Consider the following 20034-nt stretch of genomic DNA (forward strand, 5'->3'; position numbering starts at 1 on the left):
TGTGTTCGGCGTGCAAAGACATCCGCGCGCAGAACAGCTTCCGACTTTATAGAACAAACGTCCAATATCGGAGAGTTTTCGTTACAGCCCGATTGGGGGTGGCCGCTCAAAGCGACCACCCCCGATCGACTAGGAGCCGAACGGAAGCCCGGCGAGGCTACCGGTCCCGGGCGTGCCACCCGGATTGGTTCCGGTCGTGGTGATGTCGATGGTCCGGACGTCCGAGGACGAGCCCTTCAGTCCGGCCGCTCCCGAGTACACCGCGGTGATCCGGTGGACACCGGACGACGCGAAGGCGTGGTCCAGGGTCGCGGTGCCGTCGACCAGTGCGACGGCCTCCCCGATCGGCGTGTCACCGTCGAAGAACTGCACCGTCCCGCTGACCGCGCCGGACGACACCACCGATGCCCACAGCTTCACCGTGCTGCCGGCCGTGGCCGAGGCCGGGACCGTCAGCGCCGTCGCGGTGTCCGCGTCGGTGGACGCCGGCACCGTGACGTTCACGATCCGCGCGACCGCGGTGGAACCGTCGAGGGCGGGAACGCCGGAGAACACCGCCGAGATCGAGTGCGCGCCCGCCGTGGTGAACGTGTGCGACAGACGTGCGGCACCGCCGGTCACCGCGACCGGAGAACCGAGGTCGGTACCGCCGTCGCGGAACTGGACGGTCCCGCCGTCGACGGGATCACCCGCGGAGGTCCGGACGGTCACCCACAGATCGGTGGCCGCACCGGTCTTGGCCTCGCCCGGCACGCTGAGCATCGTGACCGTGCCGCGCGGCGTCGTCACGGGGTCGGTGACGGACACCGAACCGGCCGACGAGGTCGACGGCTCGAATCCCGCAGCACCCGAGTAGACCGCGGTGATGGCGTGGTTACCGACGGACGTGAACGTGTGCTCCAGGGCGGCGGTGCCGTTCACGATCGCGACCGGCGCACCGAGCGCGGTGACGCCGTCCTTGAACTGCACCGTGCCACCGGCCGGCGTCGGGCTGACCGACGCCGAGAGGGTCACCGATGCACCCGTCTGCGCCGACGAGGGCACGGTGAGGGTCGTGGTGGTCGCCCGGTCCGGGACGGTCACCGAGACCGTCGCCGGTGCGGACGTCGAGGAGACGAAACCTGCACCGGTGAACACGGCCGTGACCGGGTGCGAGCCCGCCGCGGTGAACGTGTGCGACAGCTGGGCGACGCCGCCCGAGACCGGCACCGGGGCACCGATGTTCGCGTTGCCGTCCCGGAACTGCACGGTGCCCGACGCGTTGTTCGGCGCCACCGTCGCGGACAGGTTCACCGGCGCTCCGGTGAACGCCGTCGCCGGCACCTGCAGCGTCGTGGTGGTGACCACGTCCGCCGCAGCCACCTGCACCGACTGCACCGCCGACTCGGATCCGTTCGCGAACACCGTGCCCGCGAACTTGGCCTTCAGCGACCGCGCACCGGCAGTCGACGGCGTCCATGCGAACGTCGCCACGCCCGAGTCGTTCAGCGTGCCGGAACCGATCTTCGCGGCCCCGTCGAAGAAGTCGACCGGGTCACCCTGCGCGCCACCGGTCACGGTTGCGCTCAGCGTCAGCGACCTACCGACCTGCGCGCCCGACACCGCCGCCAGCGACGTCGACGACACGTTCTTGCTCACCGTGAGTGCAGGACCCTTGTCCGAGTACGTGCCGTCACCGAGCGAGCCGCTGTAGTGCATCGTCGTCGGCAGTGCAACGCCCCGAGCACAGTCCGCGCCGACCCGGTACGAGAACTCGAACGTGTGCGACTTCGGGTTGATGTTCGGGTACACCGGCCAATCGATGCTCGAACCCTGGATCCGCGCGAAATCGGCTCCCTGGCTCTCCAACTGACGTGCAGTGCCGTCCACCTTCGCCGACCCGTCCACGTACGTCATGCAGGTCGGATGCAGATCCTTGACCGCGTAGATGTACTCCACCGGAGTCCCGGTCCGCTCGAACTTCGTCGACACCGTCACGATGTCGCCCTCGTTCGGCGTCGTGTTCGACACCGTCCGCGTGTATCGGCTGTTGCCGTCGTCCCACGTCACCGAACCCGGCGCCGCTCCGGCCGTACCCGCGCCGAATGCTCCGACGAGGGTGGCTGAAAGGGCGGCCACGCCTGCCGCGGCGGTCATTCGCCGTGTCGTCTTACCCGTCATACCGTTCTCTCGTTCTCTCACCGTCGTTGCCTTCGAATCACGCTGTCGCATTGCCCACTCCGCTCAGCGAACCGAGCGAGAGGCTACCGGTGTCGACGCCGGGCAGACCACCGCCGGTCTCGGAGATCACGAGCGTCCCCGAAACCGAGGTCGACGCCGTGAATCCCGCTGCACCGCTGTACTTCGCGGTGATGGAGTGGGATCCGGTGCCGGTGAACGTGTGCGTGAGGCTCGCCTGGCCGTCGACCAACTGCACGGCCTCGCCGAGCGGCTTGTCACCGTCGAAGAACTGCACGGTGCCGTGCGGCGTTTGCGAGGCGACGACACGGGCCGAGATGGTCACGGGCTGTCCGACGGTGCCGCCGGCCGGGAGTCCCAGCTCGGTCGCCGTCGAGAGATCCACGACCGACGCGACGGTCACGTTGATGTTCTGGGCATCCGTGGTCGAGCCCGAGTAGGCACCGGCGCCGCTGTAGACGGCCGTGATCGAGTGCGATCCCGTGGTGGCGAAGGTGTGGGTCAGCTTCGCGACGCCACCGGCGACGGGAACGGGGTTCCCGATCGGCGTCCCACCGTCGCGGAACTGCACCGTGCCGCCGTTCGGCACCTGAGCGCCGTCCACCAGATCGAAGACGCTGGCCCACAGATCCACGGGCGCACCGCTCTTCGCCTCACCGGGCGCGTTGAGCATCGTGACGGTGCCGATGTTCGACGCCGTCACCGCCACGGTGACCGGAGCAGCAGTCGAGCCGAGCGAACCCACGCCACCGCTGTAGACCGCGGTGATCGAATGCGATCCGCCCTTGGTGAACGTGTGCGTGATGCTCGCGGTGCCGTCCGACAGCAGAACCGGCGAACCGAGGTTCGTCGCACCGTCGCGGAACTGCACGGTGCCGTCGACGGGCTTCGGCGACACGGAGGCCGAGATCGTGACGGCCGTGCCGACCTCCGCGGAGGCGGGTGCGGTGACCGCGGTAGTGGTCGCGACGGCGTCCGGCATCGGCTCCGAGACCGTCACCACGCGGGCACCCGACGCCGACGCCGCGAACCCGGCGTCACCCGTGAACTCCGCGGTGATGCTGTGCGCACCGGTCGTCGTGAAGGCCTGCGAGAGGGTCGCGACGCCGCCGTTGACCCGGACCGGCGTCCCGAGATTCGCGCCGCCGTCCTTGAACTGCACCGTGCCGGTGGCACCCGCGGGATTGACGGCCGCGACGAGATCCACCGCGAGACCGGTGGTCGCCGTAGGCGGCACGGTGATCGACGTGGTGGTTGCGGCGGCCGGCGGGGTGACCGTCACGGTCTGCGCCGCGGACGTCGAGGTCGCGAAGCCGGTCGCTCCCGAATAGACCGCGGTGATGCTGTGCGCGCCGGTCGTCGCGAATGCGTACGACAGGCTCGCCGACCCGTTGTTCACGGGAACCGCGGCGCCGATGTTCGTGCCGTTGTCCTTGAACTGCACCGTGCCCGACGCCTCGGCCGGCGACACCGTCGCGGTGAGCTGCACCGGGGCACCCGTCGCCGCACTCGGCGGGACGGACAGCGTGGTGGTGGTCGTCGCGTCCGGCGCCGAGATGCGGATGGTCGCGAGCGGTCCGGCACCGGCATTGAGCGCAGCGCCTTCGGAGTTGCGCGGGCTGCAGCGCGTCGGCGCCCACTGGGTGCCGAACAGCGATGCCTTGGCGAGCTGGGTGCTGAAGTTCTTGTCGTTGTTGAAGCTGCCGGCATCGCCGCTGGTACGAATCTTGGGCTGAATGGTCCCGGACTGACCGGCCACCATCGTCACGTCAATCGCCGGCAGACGGAACCACGAATCCCCGTTGCCGTTGCCGCTGCCGTCGATATTCAGTTTCAGCTTGGGCGCCACGATGCCGCCCTCGCTGCTGCCGCTGTTGTTCGCACCGTTGCCGATGACCTCGTTGTTGCCGGAGATGCGGAGGATTGTGCCGTTGGGGTCGGCGATTCCGTTGTCGTTGACGCGGATCACGCTCGGCGCGACACCGCCGAGGTTGATCCCGGACCCCGGAACGATCGTCGCCCCGACGAACGTGGCGTTCGAGGGGATCTCGAAGTCGTTCTTGAGCCGCGACAGATTGGTCGTGGTCGCCCCCGAATCGGAGTTCGGGTACGACTGCGCATTCGTCTGCATCCTGAAGGTGAACTGCTCACCCGGAGCCACGGTCGCAGGGGCGTCGACGGTAACCGAAGCGGCCGGCGTCTTGGTGACGTTGATCGTCGCCGACGCACGGCATGTCGTGGTGAAGTCGACTGTGGACTGTGCAGCACTCGCCGGCGTGGCGAGGAGCAAGGAAGCGGACACCACGGTGGCGCCTGTGAGGGCTGCCGCGCAGCGCCTCGATAAAGAGGAACTCATCGGTCTCCTGAAACAAACGAATGATGGGCGCCCGCGGACGTCGAACTCCCAAGTCAGAGACGATAGACGGCCGAATTGGAACGTGTACCAGTTTCGCTGGACAAATGTTCAGTCGATCTTGTAAATGTCGAAATGCGTGTGGCCCCCTGTCGCAGAACGACAGGGGGCCACGCGATTCAGATCAGCCGATCACCACTCAGAAGCCGAATCGGAATCCGCTCAGGCTGCCCAACGACCCCAGCGAGCCTGCACCATCCGTGCCGCCACCGGACTCGGCGACGTCGAGCACCTGCACCTGCGACGTCGAACCCTGCACACCCTGGCCACCGGAGTACACCGCGTGAATCTGACGCGGGCCCGTCTGGTCGAACGTGTGCTCGAGTTCGGCGATCCCGTTCACCACCGGAACCGGCTGGCCGAGCGCGACACCACCGTCGTAGAACTGCACCGTGCCCGGCAGTGTCGGCGCACCCGTCACGCTGGCCTTCAGCTTGAACGGCGTGCCGGCCGACGCGGACGTCGCCGAGGTGATGGCCACCGACGACTGTGCGTCGGTCGGGTTCGGCGCGGACACCACGATCTGGTGCTGCGTCGAGGTGGATCCGACGAACCCGGCGTCCGCGGTGTACACCGCGGTGATCGAGTGCGTGCCCACCGTGGTGAACGTGTGGGCCAGCGTCGCAGACCCGTTCAGCAGCGGAACCGGGTTACCGATCGCCGCCCCGTTGTCCTGGAACTGCACGGTGCCCGTCGGCACCGCCGTGCCGGACTGCGCCTGCACCGTCGCCGAGAGGGCCGTCTCGGCTCCGCTCGTCGCGGTGGCCGGAACGCCCAGCGACAGCGACGTTTCCACATCCTGCGGCGCAGGATCGGTCACCGAGACGTTCTGCGCGGCAGCGGTCGACGCCGTGAACCCGGGCGCACCCGAGAACTCCGCCGACACCGCATACGAACCGGCCGCATTGAACGCGTACGGCATGCTCGCATGACCCGACGCATCCACACCCACCGGCGCACCCACAGCATTACCGCCAACCTTGAACTGCACCGTGCCACCAGCCGGAACCGGAGCCACCGCCGCCGACAGGGTCACCTGCTCACCCGTCTCAGCACCCGCAGGCACCGACACCGTCGTCGTGGTCTGCGTATCCGGCACAACAGGATCGGTGACCGTGACACTCTGCGCTGCGGCCGTCGAGTTCGTGAACCCGGTGCCGCCCGTGAAGGTGGCAGTGACGGCGAACGATCCGGCGGCGTCGAACGTATGCGGCAGGCTTGCAGCACCGTTGACGACCGTGACGGGGGCACCCACCGGGGCACCGTTCACCGAAAACTGCACCGAACCCTGAGCGTTGGCGGGCGAAACCTGAGCCGACAGGCTCACCTCAGCACCCGTCTCCGCAGTAGCAGGCGCCTGAACCGTCAGCGACGTCTGGACATCCGGATCAGTGACCGTCACGTCATGCGCGGCAGCGGTCGAGTTCGTGAACCCGGCAGCACCCGTGAACGACGCACCGATGCTGTGCGTACCCGCGCTGTCGAACGAATGCGGCAGCACGGCCACACCGTTCGCCACTGTCACCGGAGCACCGATCGGAGCACCGTTGTCCGTGAACTGCACCGTGCCCGCGGCGTTCGCCGGCGACACCGTCGCCGTCAGATCCACCGACGAACCCGTCGTCGCCGAACCCGGCGCCGACAGCGACAGCGACGTCCCCACGTCCGGATCGGTGACCGTCACGTTCTGCGCCGCAGCAGTCGAGTTCGTGAACCCGGCAGCACCCGTGAACTCAGCCGTCACCGCGAACGAACCAGCCGCATTGAACGTGTACGGCAAGGCCGCAGCACCATTCGACACCGCAACCGCAGCACCAACCGGGCTGCCATTCACCGAGAACTGCACCGAACCCTGAGCATTCGCCGGGCTGACCGTGGCGGACAGGTTCACCTCAGCACCCGTCTCGGCAGCCGACGGAACCGTCAGCGACAGCGACGTCCCCACGTCCGGATCAGTGACCGTCACGTTCTGCGCCGCAGCAGTCGAGTTCGTGAACCCGGCAGCACCGGTGAACTCAGCCGTCACCGCGAACGAACCGGCAGCATTGAACGTGTACGGCAAGCCCGCCACACCATTCGACACCGCAACCGCAGCACCAACCGGGCTGCCGTTCACCGAGAACTGCACCGAACCCGCGGCGTTGGCAGGCGAAACCTGAGCCGACAGACTCACCTCAGCACCCGTCTCCGCAGCAGCCGGCGCCTGAACCGACAGCGACGTCTGCACATCCGGATCAGTGACCATCACCTCGTGCGCGGCAGCGGTCGAGTTCGTGAACCCGGCCGCACCGGTGAACTCGGCCGCGATGCTGTGCGCGCCCGCGCTGGCGAACGAATGCGGCAGCACCGCCGCACCGTTCGCAACCGCCACCGGCGCACCGATGTTCGAGCCGTTGTCCTTGAACTGGACCGAACCCTGTGCGTTCGACGGAGACACCGTCGCCGACAGATCCACCGACGACCCGGTCGTCGCCGAACCCGGTGCCTGAACCGTCAGCGAGGTCGCGACGTCCGGATCGGTGACCGTCACGCTCTGCGCGGCAGCCGAAGCGTTCGTGAACCCGGCGGCACCGGTGAACTCAGCCGTCACCTGGAAGGAACCGGCAGCATTGAACGTGTACGGCAAGCCCGCCACACCATTCGACACCGCAACCGCAGCACCAACCGGGCTGCCGTTCACCGAGAACTGCACCGAACCCGCGGCGTTGGCGGGCGAAACCTGAGCCGACAGACTCACCTCAGCACCCGTCTCCGCAGCAGCCGGCGCCTGAACCGACAGCGACGTCTGCACATCCGGATCAGTGACCGTCACGTCGTGCGCGGCAGCGGTCGAGTTCGTGAACCCAGCCGCACCCGTGAACGACGCACCAACGCTGTGCGCACCCGCACCCGTGAACGTGTGAGGCAGAGTCGCAACACCATTCGCCACCGTCACCGGAGCACCGATCGGAGCACCGTTGTCCGTGAACTGCACCGTGCCCGCGGCGTTCGCCGGCGACACCGTCGCCGTCAGATCCACCGACGACCCGGTCGTCGCCGAACCCGGCGCCGACAGTGCGAGCGAGGTGGATACGTCAGGGTCCGAAACCGCGACCGACTGGGCGGCCGACGTGGACCCAGCGAATCCGGCGCCACCGAGGAACTCTGCCGTGATGCTGTGCGCTCCCGCAGCAGCGAACGTGTGCTGTAGCGACGCCTGGCCGGCGACGACAGCCACCGGCGAACCGATCGCGGTGCCGTTGTCCTTGAACTGCACGGTGCCGACCGCACCGGCCGGCTGGACACCCGCAGAGAGCGTCACCTGCTGACCGGTCGTCGCCGACGCGGGGGCCTGCAACGTCGTCGACGTCGGGGCGTTCACGGTCACCGTCTGGGCCGGTGCCGACGAGTTCACGAAACCGGAGCCCGCCGTGAAGTCCGCGGTGATGCTGTGTGCACCGGACGTCGTGAATGTGTGCTGCAGCGTCGCCTGGCCGCTCGACACGGGCACCGGCGAACCGATGTTCGTTCCGTTGTCCTTGAACTGCACCGTGCCGGTCGCGTTCTGCGGAGCGACGTTGGCCGTCAGCGTGACCGGCGCGCCGGTCAGCGCGGTACCCGGAACCGACAGCGCGACAGTCGTGTTGGCCGGGGCGTTCACCTGTACGTTCTGAGCCGCCGACTGCGAGGAATTCGCAACGGCAGTGCCCGCGAACTTCGCCGACAGGCTCCGCGCACCCGCCGTAGCCGGCGTCCACACGAATGTGCCGGTACCCGACGCATTGATCTGGCTCTCGCCGAGCTTCGTCGTCCCGTCGTAGAACTCCACCGTGTTGCCCTGCGCGGCACCGGTCACCGTCGCGGTCAGCGTGACCGACTGCCCCGTCAGGACCGGAGTCGGCACCGCGGCCAACGTAGTGGTGGTGGCGTCCTTCGCGACCGTGATCGTCGGACCCTTGTCTGTGTACGTGCCGCTACCGAGGCTTCCCCCGTAGTGCATCGTCGTCATCAGCGGGGTCGCGCGAGCACAATTCGCGTTCACCAGGTAGTTGAATTCGAAGGTCTGCGACTTCGGACTGATGTTCGGGTACACCGGCCACGACCCCGTCACGCGGGTGTAGTCCGCGGCGATCTCCGGGCCGCCCGTGTTTCCGCTGACATACGTCAGGCAGGTCGGGTGGAGATCCTTGACCGCCTGGATGTACTCGACCACGCCGCCGGTGCGCTCGAACTTGGTCGACACCGTGACGGTCTCACCCACCGAGGGGGTGGAGTTGCTCACCGTTCGGGTGAACTTGCTGTTGCCGTCGTTCCAGGTCACCGACGCCGGCGCCGCACCCGCCGCTCCGACACCCACCGTTGCCGCGAATCCCGCGGCCATTGCGAAAGCACTTATTCCGCCGACTATCCGGCGTAGATCCCTGCCAACCATGCACTTCCCTCTCGACGACGACCGTCGGTCGCCAACTCAACGGATCAGGTTCGACCTGGGACACTGCGCTGGAGGAATCGAGTCCGGGGCGCGCTGCAGGGCCCATGCCATTCCCCTGCAACCAAACCGCAGCCCGACTCCGCGTCTGAAATGCGGCTCGAACTCTACCGGACAAACGTCCAGATGGAACCCGATTGGCCAGGTCCGACCACACGAAAGCGCTGTGGCCCCCTACCGTCGGGCAGGGGGCCACAGCCTGTTTCACTCGTCAGACGTCAGGATCCGAAGCGGAGTCCGCCCAGGCTGCACAACGAGCCGCTGCCCATTGAGCCGTTACAAGCCGGCCCGCCGGTCTCGGCGACATCGAGCACCTGCACCTCCGACGTCGAACCCTGCACACCAGGGCCACCGGAGTACACCGCATGGATCTGACGCGGCCCGCTCTGGTCGAACGTGTGCTCGAGTTCGGCGATGCCGTTCACCACCGGAACCGGCTGACCGAGCGCGACACCACCGTCGTAGAACTGCACCGTACCCGGCAGCACCGGGGCACCGATCACCTTGGCCGCCAGCTTGAACGGCGTGCCAGCCGGCGCCGACGCAGTCGACGTCATGACGACCGACGACGGCACGTCCACCGGATTCGGCGCGGACACGACGATCGGACGCTGCGTGGACGTGGACCCGGCGAAACCGGCGTCCGGCGTGTAGACCGCCGTGATCTGATGCGTCCCCACCGTGGAGAACGTGTGCGCCAACGACCCGGAACCGTTGGCCAGAACCACCGCCGAGCCGATCGGAGATCCATTGTCCTGGAACTGGACACTGCCGGTCGGTGTAGCGGACTGCGCATTCACCGTCACCGACAGCGTGGTCTCCACCCCGGTCGTCGCGGTGGGCGGAACACCGATCAGCGTCGAGGTCGCGATATCCGGGATCACCGGATCGGTCACCGTGACGGTCTGTCCCGATGCCGTCGAGTTCGTGAACCCGGTTGCACCAGTGAACTCGGCCGTCACCTCGAACGATCCGGCCGCGTCGAACGCGTACGGCAGCGTCGCCGTACCCGCCGACACCGCAACCGGAGCGGCCACCGGTGCTCCGTTGACGGAGAACTGGACGGTGCCCTGCGCATTCGACGGCGTGACCGTAGCCGACAGGTCCACCTGCTGGCCGGTCTCGGCCGTTGCCGGCGCAGCCACCGACAGTGCCGTCTGCTGCACCGGATCACTCACCGTGATCGAACCGTTGGTACCCGCGGACGAATCCGTGAAACCGGGTCCACCCGTGAACGACGCACCGATGCTGCGCTCACCCGCGGCCGTGAACGCGTGCGGCAGCGTCGCGACACCGTTCACTACCGCAACTGGATTGCCGATCGGCGCACCGTTGTCGGTGAACTGCACGGTGCCCTGGGCATTCGACGGATCGACGGTCGCCGTCAGATCCACCGACGTGCCCGTCGTCGCCGTGCCCGGTACCGACACCGTCAGCGACGTCTCCACGTCCGGGTCGGTCACCGTGACACTCTGCGCGGCAGCCGACGAGTTCGTGAACCCGGCCGCACCGGTGAACTCCGCCGTCACCTGGAAAGAGCCGGCAGCGTCGAACGTGTGCGGCAGGCTTGCAGCACCGTTGACGACCGTGACGGGGGCACCCACCGGGGCACCGTTCACCGAAAACTGCACCGAACCCTGAGCGTTGGCGGGCGAAACCTGAGCCGACAGGCTCACCTCAGCACCCGTCTCCGCAGTAGCAGGCGCCTGAACCGTCAGCGACGTCTGGACATCCGGATCAGTGACCGTCACGTCATGCGCGGCAGCGGTCGAGTTCGTGAACCCGGCAGCACCCGTGAACGACGCACCGATGCTGTGCGTACCCGCGCTGTCGAACGAATGCGGCAGCACGGCCACACCGTTCGCCACTGTCACCGGAGCACCGATCGGAGCACCGTTGTCCGTGAACTGCACCGTGCCCGCGGCGTTCGCCGGCGACACCGTCGCCGTCAGATCCACCGACGTGCCCGTCTCGGCACTTGCCGGCGCCTGAACCGTCAGCGACGTCGCCACGTCCGGATCAGTGACCGTCACCTCATGCGCGGCAGCGGTCGAGTTCGTAAAGCCGGCAGCACCGGTGAACTCGGCCGTGATGCTGTGCGCGCCCGCGCTGGCGAACGAATGCGGCAGCACCGCCGCACCGTTCGCGACCGTCACCGGCGCACCGATGTTCGAGCCGTTGTCCTTGAACTGGACCGAACCCTGTGCGTTCGACGGAGACACCGTCGCCGACAGATCCACCGACGAACCCGTCGTCGCCGTACCGGGCACCGACACCGCGAGCGTCGTCGACACGTCCGGATCAGTGACCGTCACGGTCTGCGCGGCAGACGTCGAGCCGAAGTACCCGGCACCAGGGATGAACTCCGCGGTGACACTGTGGGCGCCGGCGGAGCCGAACGCATGCGGAAGCGTGGCGACACCGTTCACCGGAGTCACCGGCGAACCGATGTTCGCGGCGCCGTCCTTGAACTGCACCTGGCCGGCCGCGTTGCTCGGGTTCACCGTCGCGGTCAGGGTCACCGGCTGCCCCGTCATCGCGGACGCCGGCGCCTGCAGCGTGGTGGTCGTCGCGAGCTCCTCCACCCGGACGTTGACATTGAAGGGATTGGCACCCTTGGGGTTTCCGTTGAATGCCCACACGTCCAGCAGCACGCCGCTGTCGTAGGTTCCGAACGCGAAGTTGTCCGGCACCCGGTAGCTGGCCTCCAGCGTGACGTTCTGACCGCTCTTGACGATGAAGCCGTTGCCGAAGGCGTTGCAGCCGCTGCCGCTGCACTTGGCGCTGACGCCGCCATCCGATTCATTGGTGAACGTGGCCTTGTTCGTGGCACCCAGGTACGTCACCTTGGGGCTGCCAGCTACGAGGGCGAATCCGGCGGGTGGCACGTCCCGGAACTTCGGAATGTAGCGCTCGACACCGCTGTCCACCCAGATCGTGCTCTTGTAAGTGACCGTATCGCCTCGATGGAGGACGTTGCTGCCGATCACTTCCTTCTTGAACTTGACGTTGTCGGATGCGCCCTGGTTGCTGGACGGCGGCGGATCGGCCGCAAAGGCCGGGCCGCTGCCCGCGACGAGCAGTCCGACCGCCGCCGCACCCGCTATGACGGGTGTGGCGAGCCGCCGTAAGGCTGACAATCCCACTGAATCCTCCTCAGGTACACGCTTCCCCGACCCAGCAGTGTGGAAAGTGCCGACGCTGATCGTCGACGAACGTTGCAGATTCATCTTGCTGGTCAATCGCCAGATCGTATTGCCATTCGTCGGCAACGTGATTGGTTCCACAGAAGAGGCTCTCGCTACCGATTTCGACGACATCGGCGAGGAGCATCATCCGCATCCGTCCACAACGACCTCAGGGCGAGGCCCCGCCTCCGTGAGGAGACGGGACCTCGCCCAGTCCATCAGGTGCTACTTACGAACCGAAGTTCAGGCCGCCCAGCAGATCCCGGAGGATCGCACTCAGGTTGCCCAAGCTGCCACCGCCCGAGTTGTTGCCGGAGACCTGGACCGTCTGCGCGCTCGACGCCGAGTCCGCAACGCCCTGGCCGCCACTGAACTCCGCGCGGATGCTGTGCGCGCCCGACGTGGTGAACGTGTGGTTCAGCGTCGCAACGCCGTTGATCACCTGCACGGCGTCACCGATCGGGGTAACCCCGTCGAAGAACTGGACCGTACCGGTCACCGCCGCGTTGCCCGCACCGGTCACCTGTGCCGAGAGCTGCACCGACGTGCCGACGGTCGCGTTGCCCGGCACCGTCACGACGGTGGCGGTCTCGACGTCGACCGGAGTCGGCACCGTCACCACGATCTGCTTCGCGTCAGCGGTGGAACCGGTGAATCCGGTTGCGCCGCTGAATGTCGCGGTGATGGTGTGCGTGGCCGCCGTGGTGAACGTGTGGCTCAGTGTGGCGACACCGTTCACGACCTGCGCGGTTCCGATCGGGGTACCGCCGTCGAAGAACTCGACGGAGCCGACGCTCGGAACGACTTCCTCGGTCCCGTTGTCGTAGACGGTGGCCACCAGATCCTGTGCCTCACCGGTCTTCGCGTTGCCGGGGACGCTCAGGATCGTCGTGGTTGCCGCGTCCACCGGAGTCGGATCGGTCACCGTGATCGTCTGCGCACCCGCAGCCGAATTGGTGAAGCCGGCACCGCCGGTGAAGGCAGCCGTCACCGAGAACGAACCGGCCGCATCGAACAGGTGGGACAGCGTCGCGGTCCCGCCCGAGACCGGCACGGCCGCGCCGACAGGCGAACCGTTGATCGAGAACTGAACCGTGCCCTGAGCGTTCGCCGGGGTCACCGTCGCCGTCAGGTCCACGTCGTCACCGGTATCCGCGGTGGCCTGGACGCCCAGCGCCAGCGACGTTTCCACATCCTGCGGCGCAGGATCGGTCACCGAGACGTTCTGCGCGGCAGCGGTCGACGCCGTGAACCCGGGCGCACCCGAGAACTCCGCCGACACCGCATACGAACCGGCCGCATTGAACGCGTACGGCATGCTCGCATGACCCGACGCATCCACGGCGAGCGGAGCGCCCACCGCGTTGCCGCCCACCTTGAACTGCACCGTGCCACCGGCCGGAACCGGAGCCACCGCCGCCGACAGGGTCACCTGCTCACCCGTCTCAGCACCCGCAGGCGCCGACACCGTCGTCGTGGTCTGCGTATCCGGCACAACAGGATCCGTCACGGTCACGGTCTGCGCACCCGCGGTCGAACCGGCAAACCCGGAACCACCGGTGAAGGTGGCCGTGATGCTGTGCGAACCGGCCGACGTGAACTGATGCGACAGCGTGGCGACACCGTTCGACACCTGCACCGGGGCACCGATGTTGGCGCCGTTATCCTGGAACTGCACCGCGCCGGCCGCATTGGTCGGCGACACGTTGGCCGTCAGATCGACCGAGGCGCCGGTCTCCGCGTTCTGCGGAACCGTGAGAGCCGTCGTGGTCGCCACATCCGGATCCGTCACAGTGACGTTCTGGGTCTGCGCGGCGGTGGACGAAGCGAACCCGGTGTCACCGGTGAAGGCGGCACCGATCGCGTGAACGCCTGCGGTCTGGAACGCGTGCTGCAGCGTGGCAACACCGTTCGTCACCGTCACCGGGGCGCCGATGTTGGCACCGTCGGCGGTGAACTGGACCGTGCCGGCCGCGTTCTGCGGCGCGACGTTGGCGGTCAGCGTCACGTCGGCGCCGGTCGCGGCGTTCGCCGGCACCGACACCGTGGTCGTGGTCTCCACGTCCGGCACAACAGGATCGGTGACGGTCACGGTCTGCGCACCGGCGGTGGAACCCGTGAATCCGGGGGCGCCGGTGAACACCGCGGTGATCGAGTGCGCACCGGCGGCAGCGAACGTGTGCGACAGCGTCGCCGCGCCGCCGGCCACCGTCACCGGCGTACCGATGTTGGCACCGTTGTCCTTGAACTGGACCGTGCCCGCCGCGTTGGACGGCGTCACGTTAGCGGTGAGGTCGACGGCCGTGCCGGTCTCTGCGTTCTGCGGAACCGCCAGGCCCAGCGTCGTCTCGACGTCGACCGGCGTCGGATCCGACACCGTCACGGTCTGGGCCGACGACGTGGACCCGGTGAAGTTGCCCGTACCGGTGAACACCGCCGTGATCGAGTGCGAACCGGCCGAGGTGAAGGTGTGGTTCAGGCTGGCCGCGCCGCCCGCAACCGCCACCGGGGAACCGATGTTCGCGCCGTTGTCCTGGAACTGGACCGAGCCCGTCGCGTTGGTGGGCGCGACATTGGCCGTCAGCGTGACCGGGGCACCGGTCTCCGCGGTGGTCGGAGCCGTCAGGTTCGTCGTGGTCGACACCTGGGAGGCAACGATGTTGATCGTCGCGAGCGGACCGGCACCCGCGTTGGGCGCGCTCTTGTTGTCGCTCGCGATGCACCGGGTCGGCGCCCACTGTGTGCCTCCGAGGAACGAGGCTCGCGCCAGCGAGGTGCTGAAGTTCTGGTCGTTGCCGTAGGACGAGGCCGATCCGTTGGTACGCAGCTTCGGCTGGATGACACCGGATGCGCCGGCCGTCACGGTGATGTCGACGGCGGGGAGTTGGTACCAGCTGTCACCGTTCGAGTTGGTCGACCCGTCGAGGTTCTTCTTCGCCTTGGGGACACGAATGCCGCCCTCGCTGTTGGTGCTGTTGTTACTGCCGTTGCCGACCACCTCGTTGTTGCCCGAGAGCCGGATGATAGGCCCGGCCACGTTGTCGACGACACCGGCCTCGCTGACGCGCAGCACGTTCGGGGCGACGTTGTCGAGGTTGATTGCGGTTCCCGGCACGACGGCCGCGCTCACGAACGTCGCGTTGTCGGGAATCGCGAAGTCGTACTTGAGCCGCGAGAGATTGGTGGTGGTCGCACCCGAGTCCGAGTTCGGATACGAGGAGGCGTTGGGCTTGATGCGGTAGGTGAAGGTCTCACCCGGAGCCACCGAGGCAGGGGCATCGACCGTCATCGAGGCCCCCACGGTCTTGTCGACCGTGAGGATCGACTTGGCCTGACACGAGCTGTTGAAGTTGGTGACGGTCGTGTCGGCGTTGGCCGGGGCACCGACCAACATCACACCGGTCACGAGCGCTGCGCCTGTGATGGGGGCGGCACAGCGCCTCAGTAATGGATTTTGCATACACCACTTCCTGTAAGAAGTTGCGGATGGGGGGAGGGGAAATCCGCAGAGGTTTGGACACCATAACGAGCGGATTACGCCCGTGTATCGCTTTTGCCTATCAAACGCCCATATGTAGCTGAATGTTTGCTGACTGCTTCCGGAAGCTACCCGCAGGTAGCATCGCAATCCTGGTCAATTGCCCAGGTCGGACAGCTGTCCAGCGTCCTTACCTGTACTAATCGCACCGATGTGAGTCTCAAGGCCGTCTCGACGCACGGCGAGCACCTCACCCCGAACTTTCACCCTTGGATTAGCCCCACCGCCGAGAAATTCCGTGAAAACGGGGCGCAGGCGACCCGGTGGCAGCAAGCGGCGGGACCGGGACACTCCGAATTCGAGCGAACCTCACCCGACAAACGACCGAGAGGCGGATTCGCCTGCGGCAGAATTATGAAATTCATTTCAGTCCGATGGAGAGCCGCCGGAGCGGCGCCCGACCGATCGAACCTTGCAGGCTCCCCCACCCCGGGTACCGTCCGGTGCGTGTCCACCGAACGCCAGCGCACCTACACCTGGAACGACCCCGCCCCCATCGCGGAGGCCAACCGGAACCTCAGCGGCCTCGAGTTCGTCCGCGGACTCGTCGACGGCACCGTCCCGCACCACCCGACCGCGAGCACCCTCGGGTTCCGCGTCACCGACGCGCGCGAGGGGTTCGTCGAGATCACCGCGGAGCCACAGGAGTGGCAGTACAACGCCGTCGGCAGCGTGCACGGCGGCGTCATCGCCACGATGATCGACACCGCCATGGGCTTCTCGGTGTCGAGCACCCTGCCCGCCGGCGTCGGCTACACCACCCTCGACATCACCGTCCGCTACATCCGCGGCATCAAGGCGAACGACGGATCCATTCGCGTGCACGGCTTTTCGGAGCACACCGGCCGCACCACGGCGACCGCGCGGGCCGAGGTCCGCGACGACCGGGACCGGCTGCTGGCGACGGCGTCGACCACCTGCCTGATCCTGCGCTGAGCCCCCCACGAAAGCTGAAGGGTCCCTTCACGCGCTGTCAGCGCACGAAGGGACCCTTCAGCTTCTGGAACGGCGGAACTACGGCGCGGTCAGCACCTCACGTCCGACGAACGGCACCAGCGCGGCCGGGACCTTGACGGAACCGTCTGCCTGCTGGTGGTTCTCGAGGATCGCGACGAGCCAGCGCGTGGTCGCGAGGGTGCCGTTGAGGGTCGCGGCGGTCTGCGGCTTGCCGTTCTCGTCGCGGTAGCGGATGCTCAGGCGCCGCGCCTGGTACGTGGTGCAGTTCGACGTCGACGTCAGCTCGCGGTACGCCTGCTGCGTGGGAACCCAGGCCTCGCAGTCGAACTTGCGGGCCGCGGACGACCCCAGGTCGCCGCCGGCGACGTCGATGACGCGGTACGAGAGCCCCATCGCGTCCAGCATGTCGCGCTCCCACGCGAGCAGACGCTGGTGCTCGGCGTCGGCGTCCTCCGGCTTGCAGTAGGTGAACATCTCCACCTTGTCGAACTGGTGGACGCGGATGATGCCGCGGGTGTCCTTGCCGTAGCTGCCGGCCTCGCGGCGGAAGCACGACGACCAACCCGCGTACCGCTTGGGGCCGTTCGACAGGTCGAGGATCTCGCCCGAGTGGTAGCCCGCGAGCGGCACCTCGGAGGTGCCGACGAGGTACAGGTCGTCGTCGGCCAGGTGGTACACCTCGTCGGAGTGCTGGCCCAGGAAGCCGGTGCCCTGCATGACCTCGGGGCGCACCAGCACCGGCGGGATCATCATCGTGAACCCGTTGGCCATCGCCTTCTGCGCCGCCAACTGCAGCATGCCCAGCTGGAGCATCGCGCCGAAGCCGGTGAGGAAGTAGAAGCGCGAGCCCGACACCTTGGCGCCGCGCTCCATGTCGATCAGCCCCAGCGATTCGCCCAGCTCGAGATGATCCTTGGGCTCGAAGTCGAACGTCGGGATCTCACCGACCGTCTCGAGGGTGATGAAGTCGTCCTCGCCGCCGGCGGGGGCGCCGTCCTGCACGATGTTCGAGATCGCGCGGTGCGCCTCGTCCAGTCGGGCCTGCGCCTCGTGCTGCGCGGCCTCGGCGTCCTTGACCTTCTGGGCCAGTTCCTTCGATCCCTCGAGCAGCGCCGGGCGCTCCTCGGGGGACGCCTGCCCCACCTTCTTGCCGAACGCCTTCTGCTCGGCGCGCAGCGTGTCACCCGCCAGGATGGCGGCGCGGCGGGATGCGTCGGCCTCGAGCAGCGCGTCGACCAGACCGGGGTCTTCGCCGCGGGTGCGCTGCGAGGTGCGGACGGCGTCGGGGTTCTCGCGAAGGAACTTGAGGTCAATCACGACCACAAACCCTACTTGGTGACCCCGCACTCACTCCGGGTGCTTCCCCAATATCTGCAGATAATCCTCACGTCCGAACATGCGTGCGGCATCGAGCGCCGACGGCTGACCGGCTTCCGCGTCCGCGCCCGCGGCCACGAGCGCGGTCACCACGGCGTCCTCGCCCTTGAACACCGCACCGGCCAGAGGTGTCTGCCCGCGATCGTTCGCGCGGTTCACGTCGGCGCCGCGCTCGATCAGCGCGCGCACCGCATCGGCGTGCCCGTGGTACGCCGCGAGCATCACCAGGGTGTCGCCGGCCGCGTTGGTCAGGTTCACCGGCACGCCGGCGTCGACGTACTGCGCGAGCGTGGCCGCGTCGCCGGCCCGGGCCATGTCGAACAATCGACCGGCCAACTCCTGCACGTCACCGTCCGGCGTCGCGGGATGTTCCTCACTCATGCCGCACGAACCTACGCGGAAACTTCGGCATCTGCGTGCGTTGAAGGCATTATGGACGGGATGTCCGTGGATGAGACCGAGCCGAAGTCGCAGCCGACAGCTGAATCGGCACCGCAGCCGGAACGGCGCCGACACCTGTCAGCGCCGGTCACGCGGCGTGCGCTCGCGCTGGTCGCGATCGGGGCGCTGCTGGCCGCAGTCGCCACGATCTTCGTGTCCGGCGGATTCGACCGCGGCGACAATCTGCCCACCCACACCGCCGGCGTCGGTCCGCAGCCGACGGGCGCGGTGGCCGGCGAGGCATTCGGGTCGGCGACGACGGGCGACTGCCTCGCGTGGTCCAAGTCCGATGCGAGCGACCTCGAACAGGTCGACTGCGACCAGGCCCATCAGTTCGAGGTGGCCACCGACGTGGACCTGAGCCTGTACCCGAGCGTCGAGTTCGGGCCCGGATCCAAGTTCCCCGGCGTGCTGCGGTTCTCCGAACTGCGCGACGAGCAGTGCGCACCCGCCGTCAACGCCTACCTGGGCGGTCGTTTCGACCCGAAGGGCAAGTTCAGCGTCGGTCTGATCAACCCGGGCGAGGCCGGCTGGGCCGCCGGTGAGCGGACCATCCGCTGCGGTCTGCAGTTCTCCGGCGTCACCGGGTCGCTGCTGCCCATGCAGGGCAAGGTCGCCGAGCAGGACCAGTCGAAGGTGTGGGACGTCGGCACCTGCATCGGCATCAACCAGAATGTGCCGTCCGATCCGGTGGGGTGCGCCGATCCGCACGCGTTCGAGGTGGTCGGCGTGATCGACCTGGCCAGCCAGTTCCCCGGCGGCATGCCGTCCGTCGAGGACCAGGACAAGTACCTCGAGAAGGCGTGCACCGACGCCAGCAACGGCTACCTGGGCTCCCCGACCACGCTCCGCGACAAGACCCTGACCCTGTTCTGGGACAACCTCGACCTCGACAGCTGGCTCGTCGGCAGCCGCAAGATCAACTGCTCGATCGGCAGCGAGGTCGACGGCAACGGCTTCGCGACCGTCGTCGGCAGCGCCAAGGGCGACATCCTGATCAACGGTCAGGCTCCGGTGCCGCCGCCGGCGGCCCCCGAGGGTCGTTCGCTGCCGACCCCGCTGCCCGGCGCGGCGCCGCTGCCGGGAGCCTGACGTGTCGGTGACGATGACCGAGGACCGGTTCGAGGAGCTGGTCTCGGAGGCCCTCGACCTCATTCCGCCGCAGCTCGCGGCGGCGATCGACAACGTCGTCGTGCTGGTCGAGCCCCGCAACGACGAGGAGCCGACGCTGCTGGGGCTCTACCACGGCATCGCGCTCACCGAACGGGACAGCCACTACGGCGGCTCCCTGCCCGACACCATCACGATCTACCGCGACGCGATCCTCGACGTGTGCCACTCCGAGGACGAGGTGGTGCACGAGGTGATGGTCACGGTGATCCACGAGGTGGCCCACTACTTCGGGATCGAAGAGGACCGCCTGCACGAGCTCGGCTGGGGCTGAACACCGCACCGCACCCCACCGGATTTTCGT

At 67.7% G+C, this 20034-nt stretch carries 10 protein-coding genes; 3 read left to right on the plus strand and 7 right to left on the minus strand.

Annotated elements, in window-relative coordinates; genetic code table 11:
• Nucleotides 1–129: 129 nt before the first annotated feature.
• From EGT67_RS24435 to EGT67_RS24455, 5 genes are all read right to left on the minus strand, one after another.
• Nucleotides 130–2136 (minus strand): Ig-like domain-containing protein, encoded by a 2007-nt coding sequence (locus EGT67_RS24435; RefSeq protein WP_241566230.1) that lies wholly within the window; start codon nt 2134–2136, stop codon nt 130–132.
• A 61-nt stretch (nt 2137–2197) separates the two neighbouring features.
• Nucleotides 2198–4534, minus strand: coding sequence for an Ig-like domain-containing protein (locus EGT67_RS24440; protein ID WP_127918710.1), 2337 nt, complete (start codon nt 4532–4534; stop codon nt 2198–2200).
• A 196-nt stretch (nt 4535–4730) separates the two neighbouring features.
• Nucleotides 4731–8951, minus strand: a complete 4221-nt coding sequence (locus EGT67_RS24445; protein ID WP_241566231.1) for a beta strand repeat-containing protein — start codon at nt 8949–8951, stop codon at nt 4731–4733.
• 326 nt (nt 8952–9277) lie between these two features.
• Nucleotides 9278–12205 (minus strand): Ig-like domain-containing protein, encoded by a 2928-nt coding sequence (locus tag EGT67_RS24450; RefSeq protein WP_241566232.1) that lies wholly within the window; start codon nt 12203–12205, stop codon nt 9278–9280.
• Between the two features lie 271 nt (nt 12206–12476).
• Complete coding sequence (locus EGT67_RS24455) at nt 12477–15653, minus strand: beta strand repeat-containing protein (RefSeq protein ID WP_241566233.1); 3177 nt, start codon at nt 15651–15653, stop codon at nt 12477–12479.
• A 579-nt stretch (nt 15654–16232) separates the two neighbouring features.
• Between EGT67_RS24455 and EGT67_RS24460 the strand changes: the two genes are divergently transcribed.
• On the plus strand, nt 16233–16721 hold the full coding sequence (locus EGT67_RS24460) for a PaaI family thioesterase (protein ID WP_127918713.1): 489 nt from the start codon (nt 16233–16235) through the stop codon (nt 16719–16721).
• 78 nt (nt 16722–16799) lie between these two features.
• Here EGT67_RS24460 and serS read toward each other — a convergent pair whose 3' ends face one another.
• Entirely contained in the window at nt 16800–18059 is a 1260-nt protein-coding gene (serS, locus tag EGT67_RS24465) for a serine--tRNA ligase (RefSeq protein WP_127918714.1), read from the minus strand.
• 30 nt (nt 18060–18089) lie between these two features.
• On the minus strand, nt 18090–18500 hold the full coding sequence (locus EGT67_RS24470; RefSeq protein ID WP_127918715.1) for an ankyrin repeat domain-containing protein: 411 nt from the start codon (nt 18498–18500) through the stop codon (nt 18090–18092).
• A gap of 60 nt (nt 18501–18560) precedes the next feature.
• On the opposite strand from EGT67_RS24470, the gene EGT67_RS24475 reads away from it, so the two are divergent.
• Both EGT67_RS24475 and EGT67_RS24480 read left to right on the plus strand, forming a co-directional pair.
• Nucleotides 18561–19652: a septum formation family protein gene (locus EGT67_RS24475; RefSeq protein WP_127918716.1), complete on the plus strand. Its 1092-nt coding sequence runs from the start codon at nt 18561–18563 to the stop codon at nt 19650–19652.
• Nucleotide 19653: 1 nt separating this feature from the next.
• Nucleotides 19654–20004 (plus strand): metallopeptidase family protein, encoded by a 351-nt coding sequence (locus EGT67_RS24480; RefSeq protein WP_127918717.1) that lies wholly within the window; start codon nt 19654–19656, stop codon nt 20002–20004.
• Nucleotides 20005–20034 lie beyond the last annotated feature (30 nt).

The organism is Prescottella agglutinans, assembly GCF_004011865.1.
GTDB classification, from domain to species: Bacteria; Actinomycetota; Actinomycetes; order Mycobacteriales; family Mycobacteriaceae; genus Prescottella; species Prescottella agglutinans.

Coding starts and splice junctions, on each gene's coding strand:
- EGT67_RS24435 (WP_241566230.1), bottom strand. CDS start 2,136: ATGACCGCCGCGGCAGGCGTGGCCGCCCTTTCAGCCACCCTCGTCGGA.
- EGT67_RS24440 (WP_127918710.1), bottom strand. CDS start 4,534: ATGAGTTCCTCTTTATCGAGGCGCTGCGCGGCAGCCCTCACAGGCGCC.
- EGT67_RS24445 (WP_241566231.1), bottom strand. CDS start 8,951: ATGGCCGCGGGATTCGCGGCAACGGTGGGTGTCGGAGCGGCGGGTGCG.
- EGT67_RS24470 (WP_127918715.1), bottom strand. CDS start 18,500: ATGAGTGAGGAACATCCCGCGACGCCGGACGGTGACGTGCAGGAGTTG.
- EGT67_RS24475 (WP_127918716.1), top strand. CDS start 18,561: ATGTCCGTGGATGAGACCGAGCCGAAGTCGCAGCCGACAGCTGAATCG.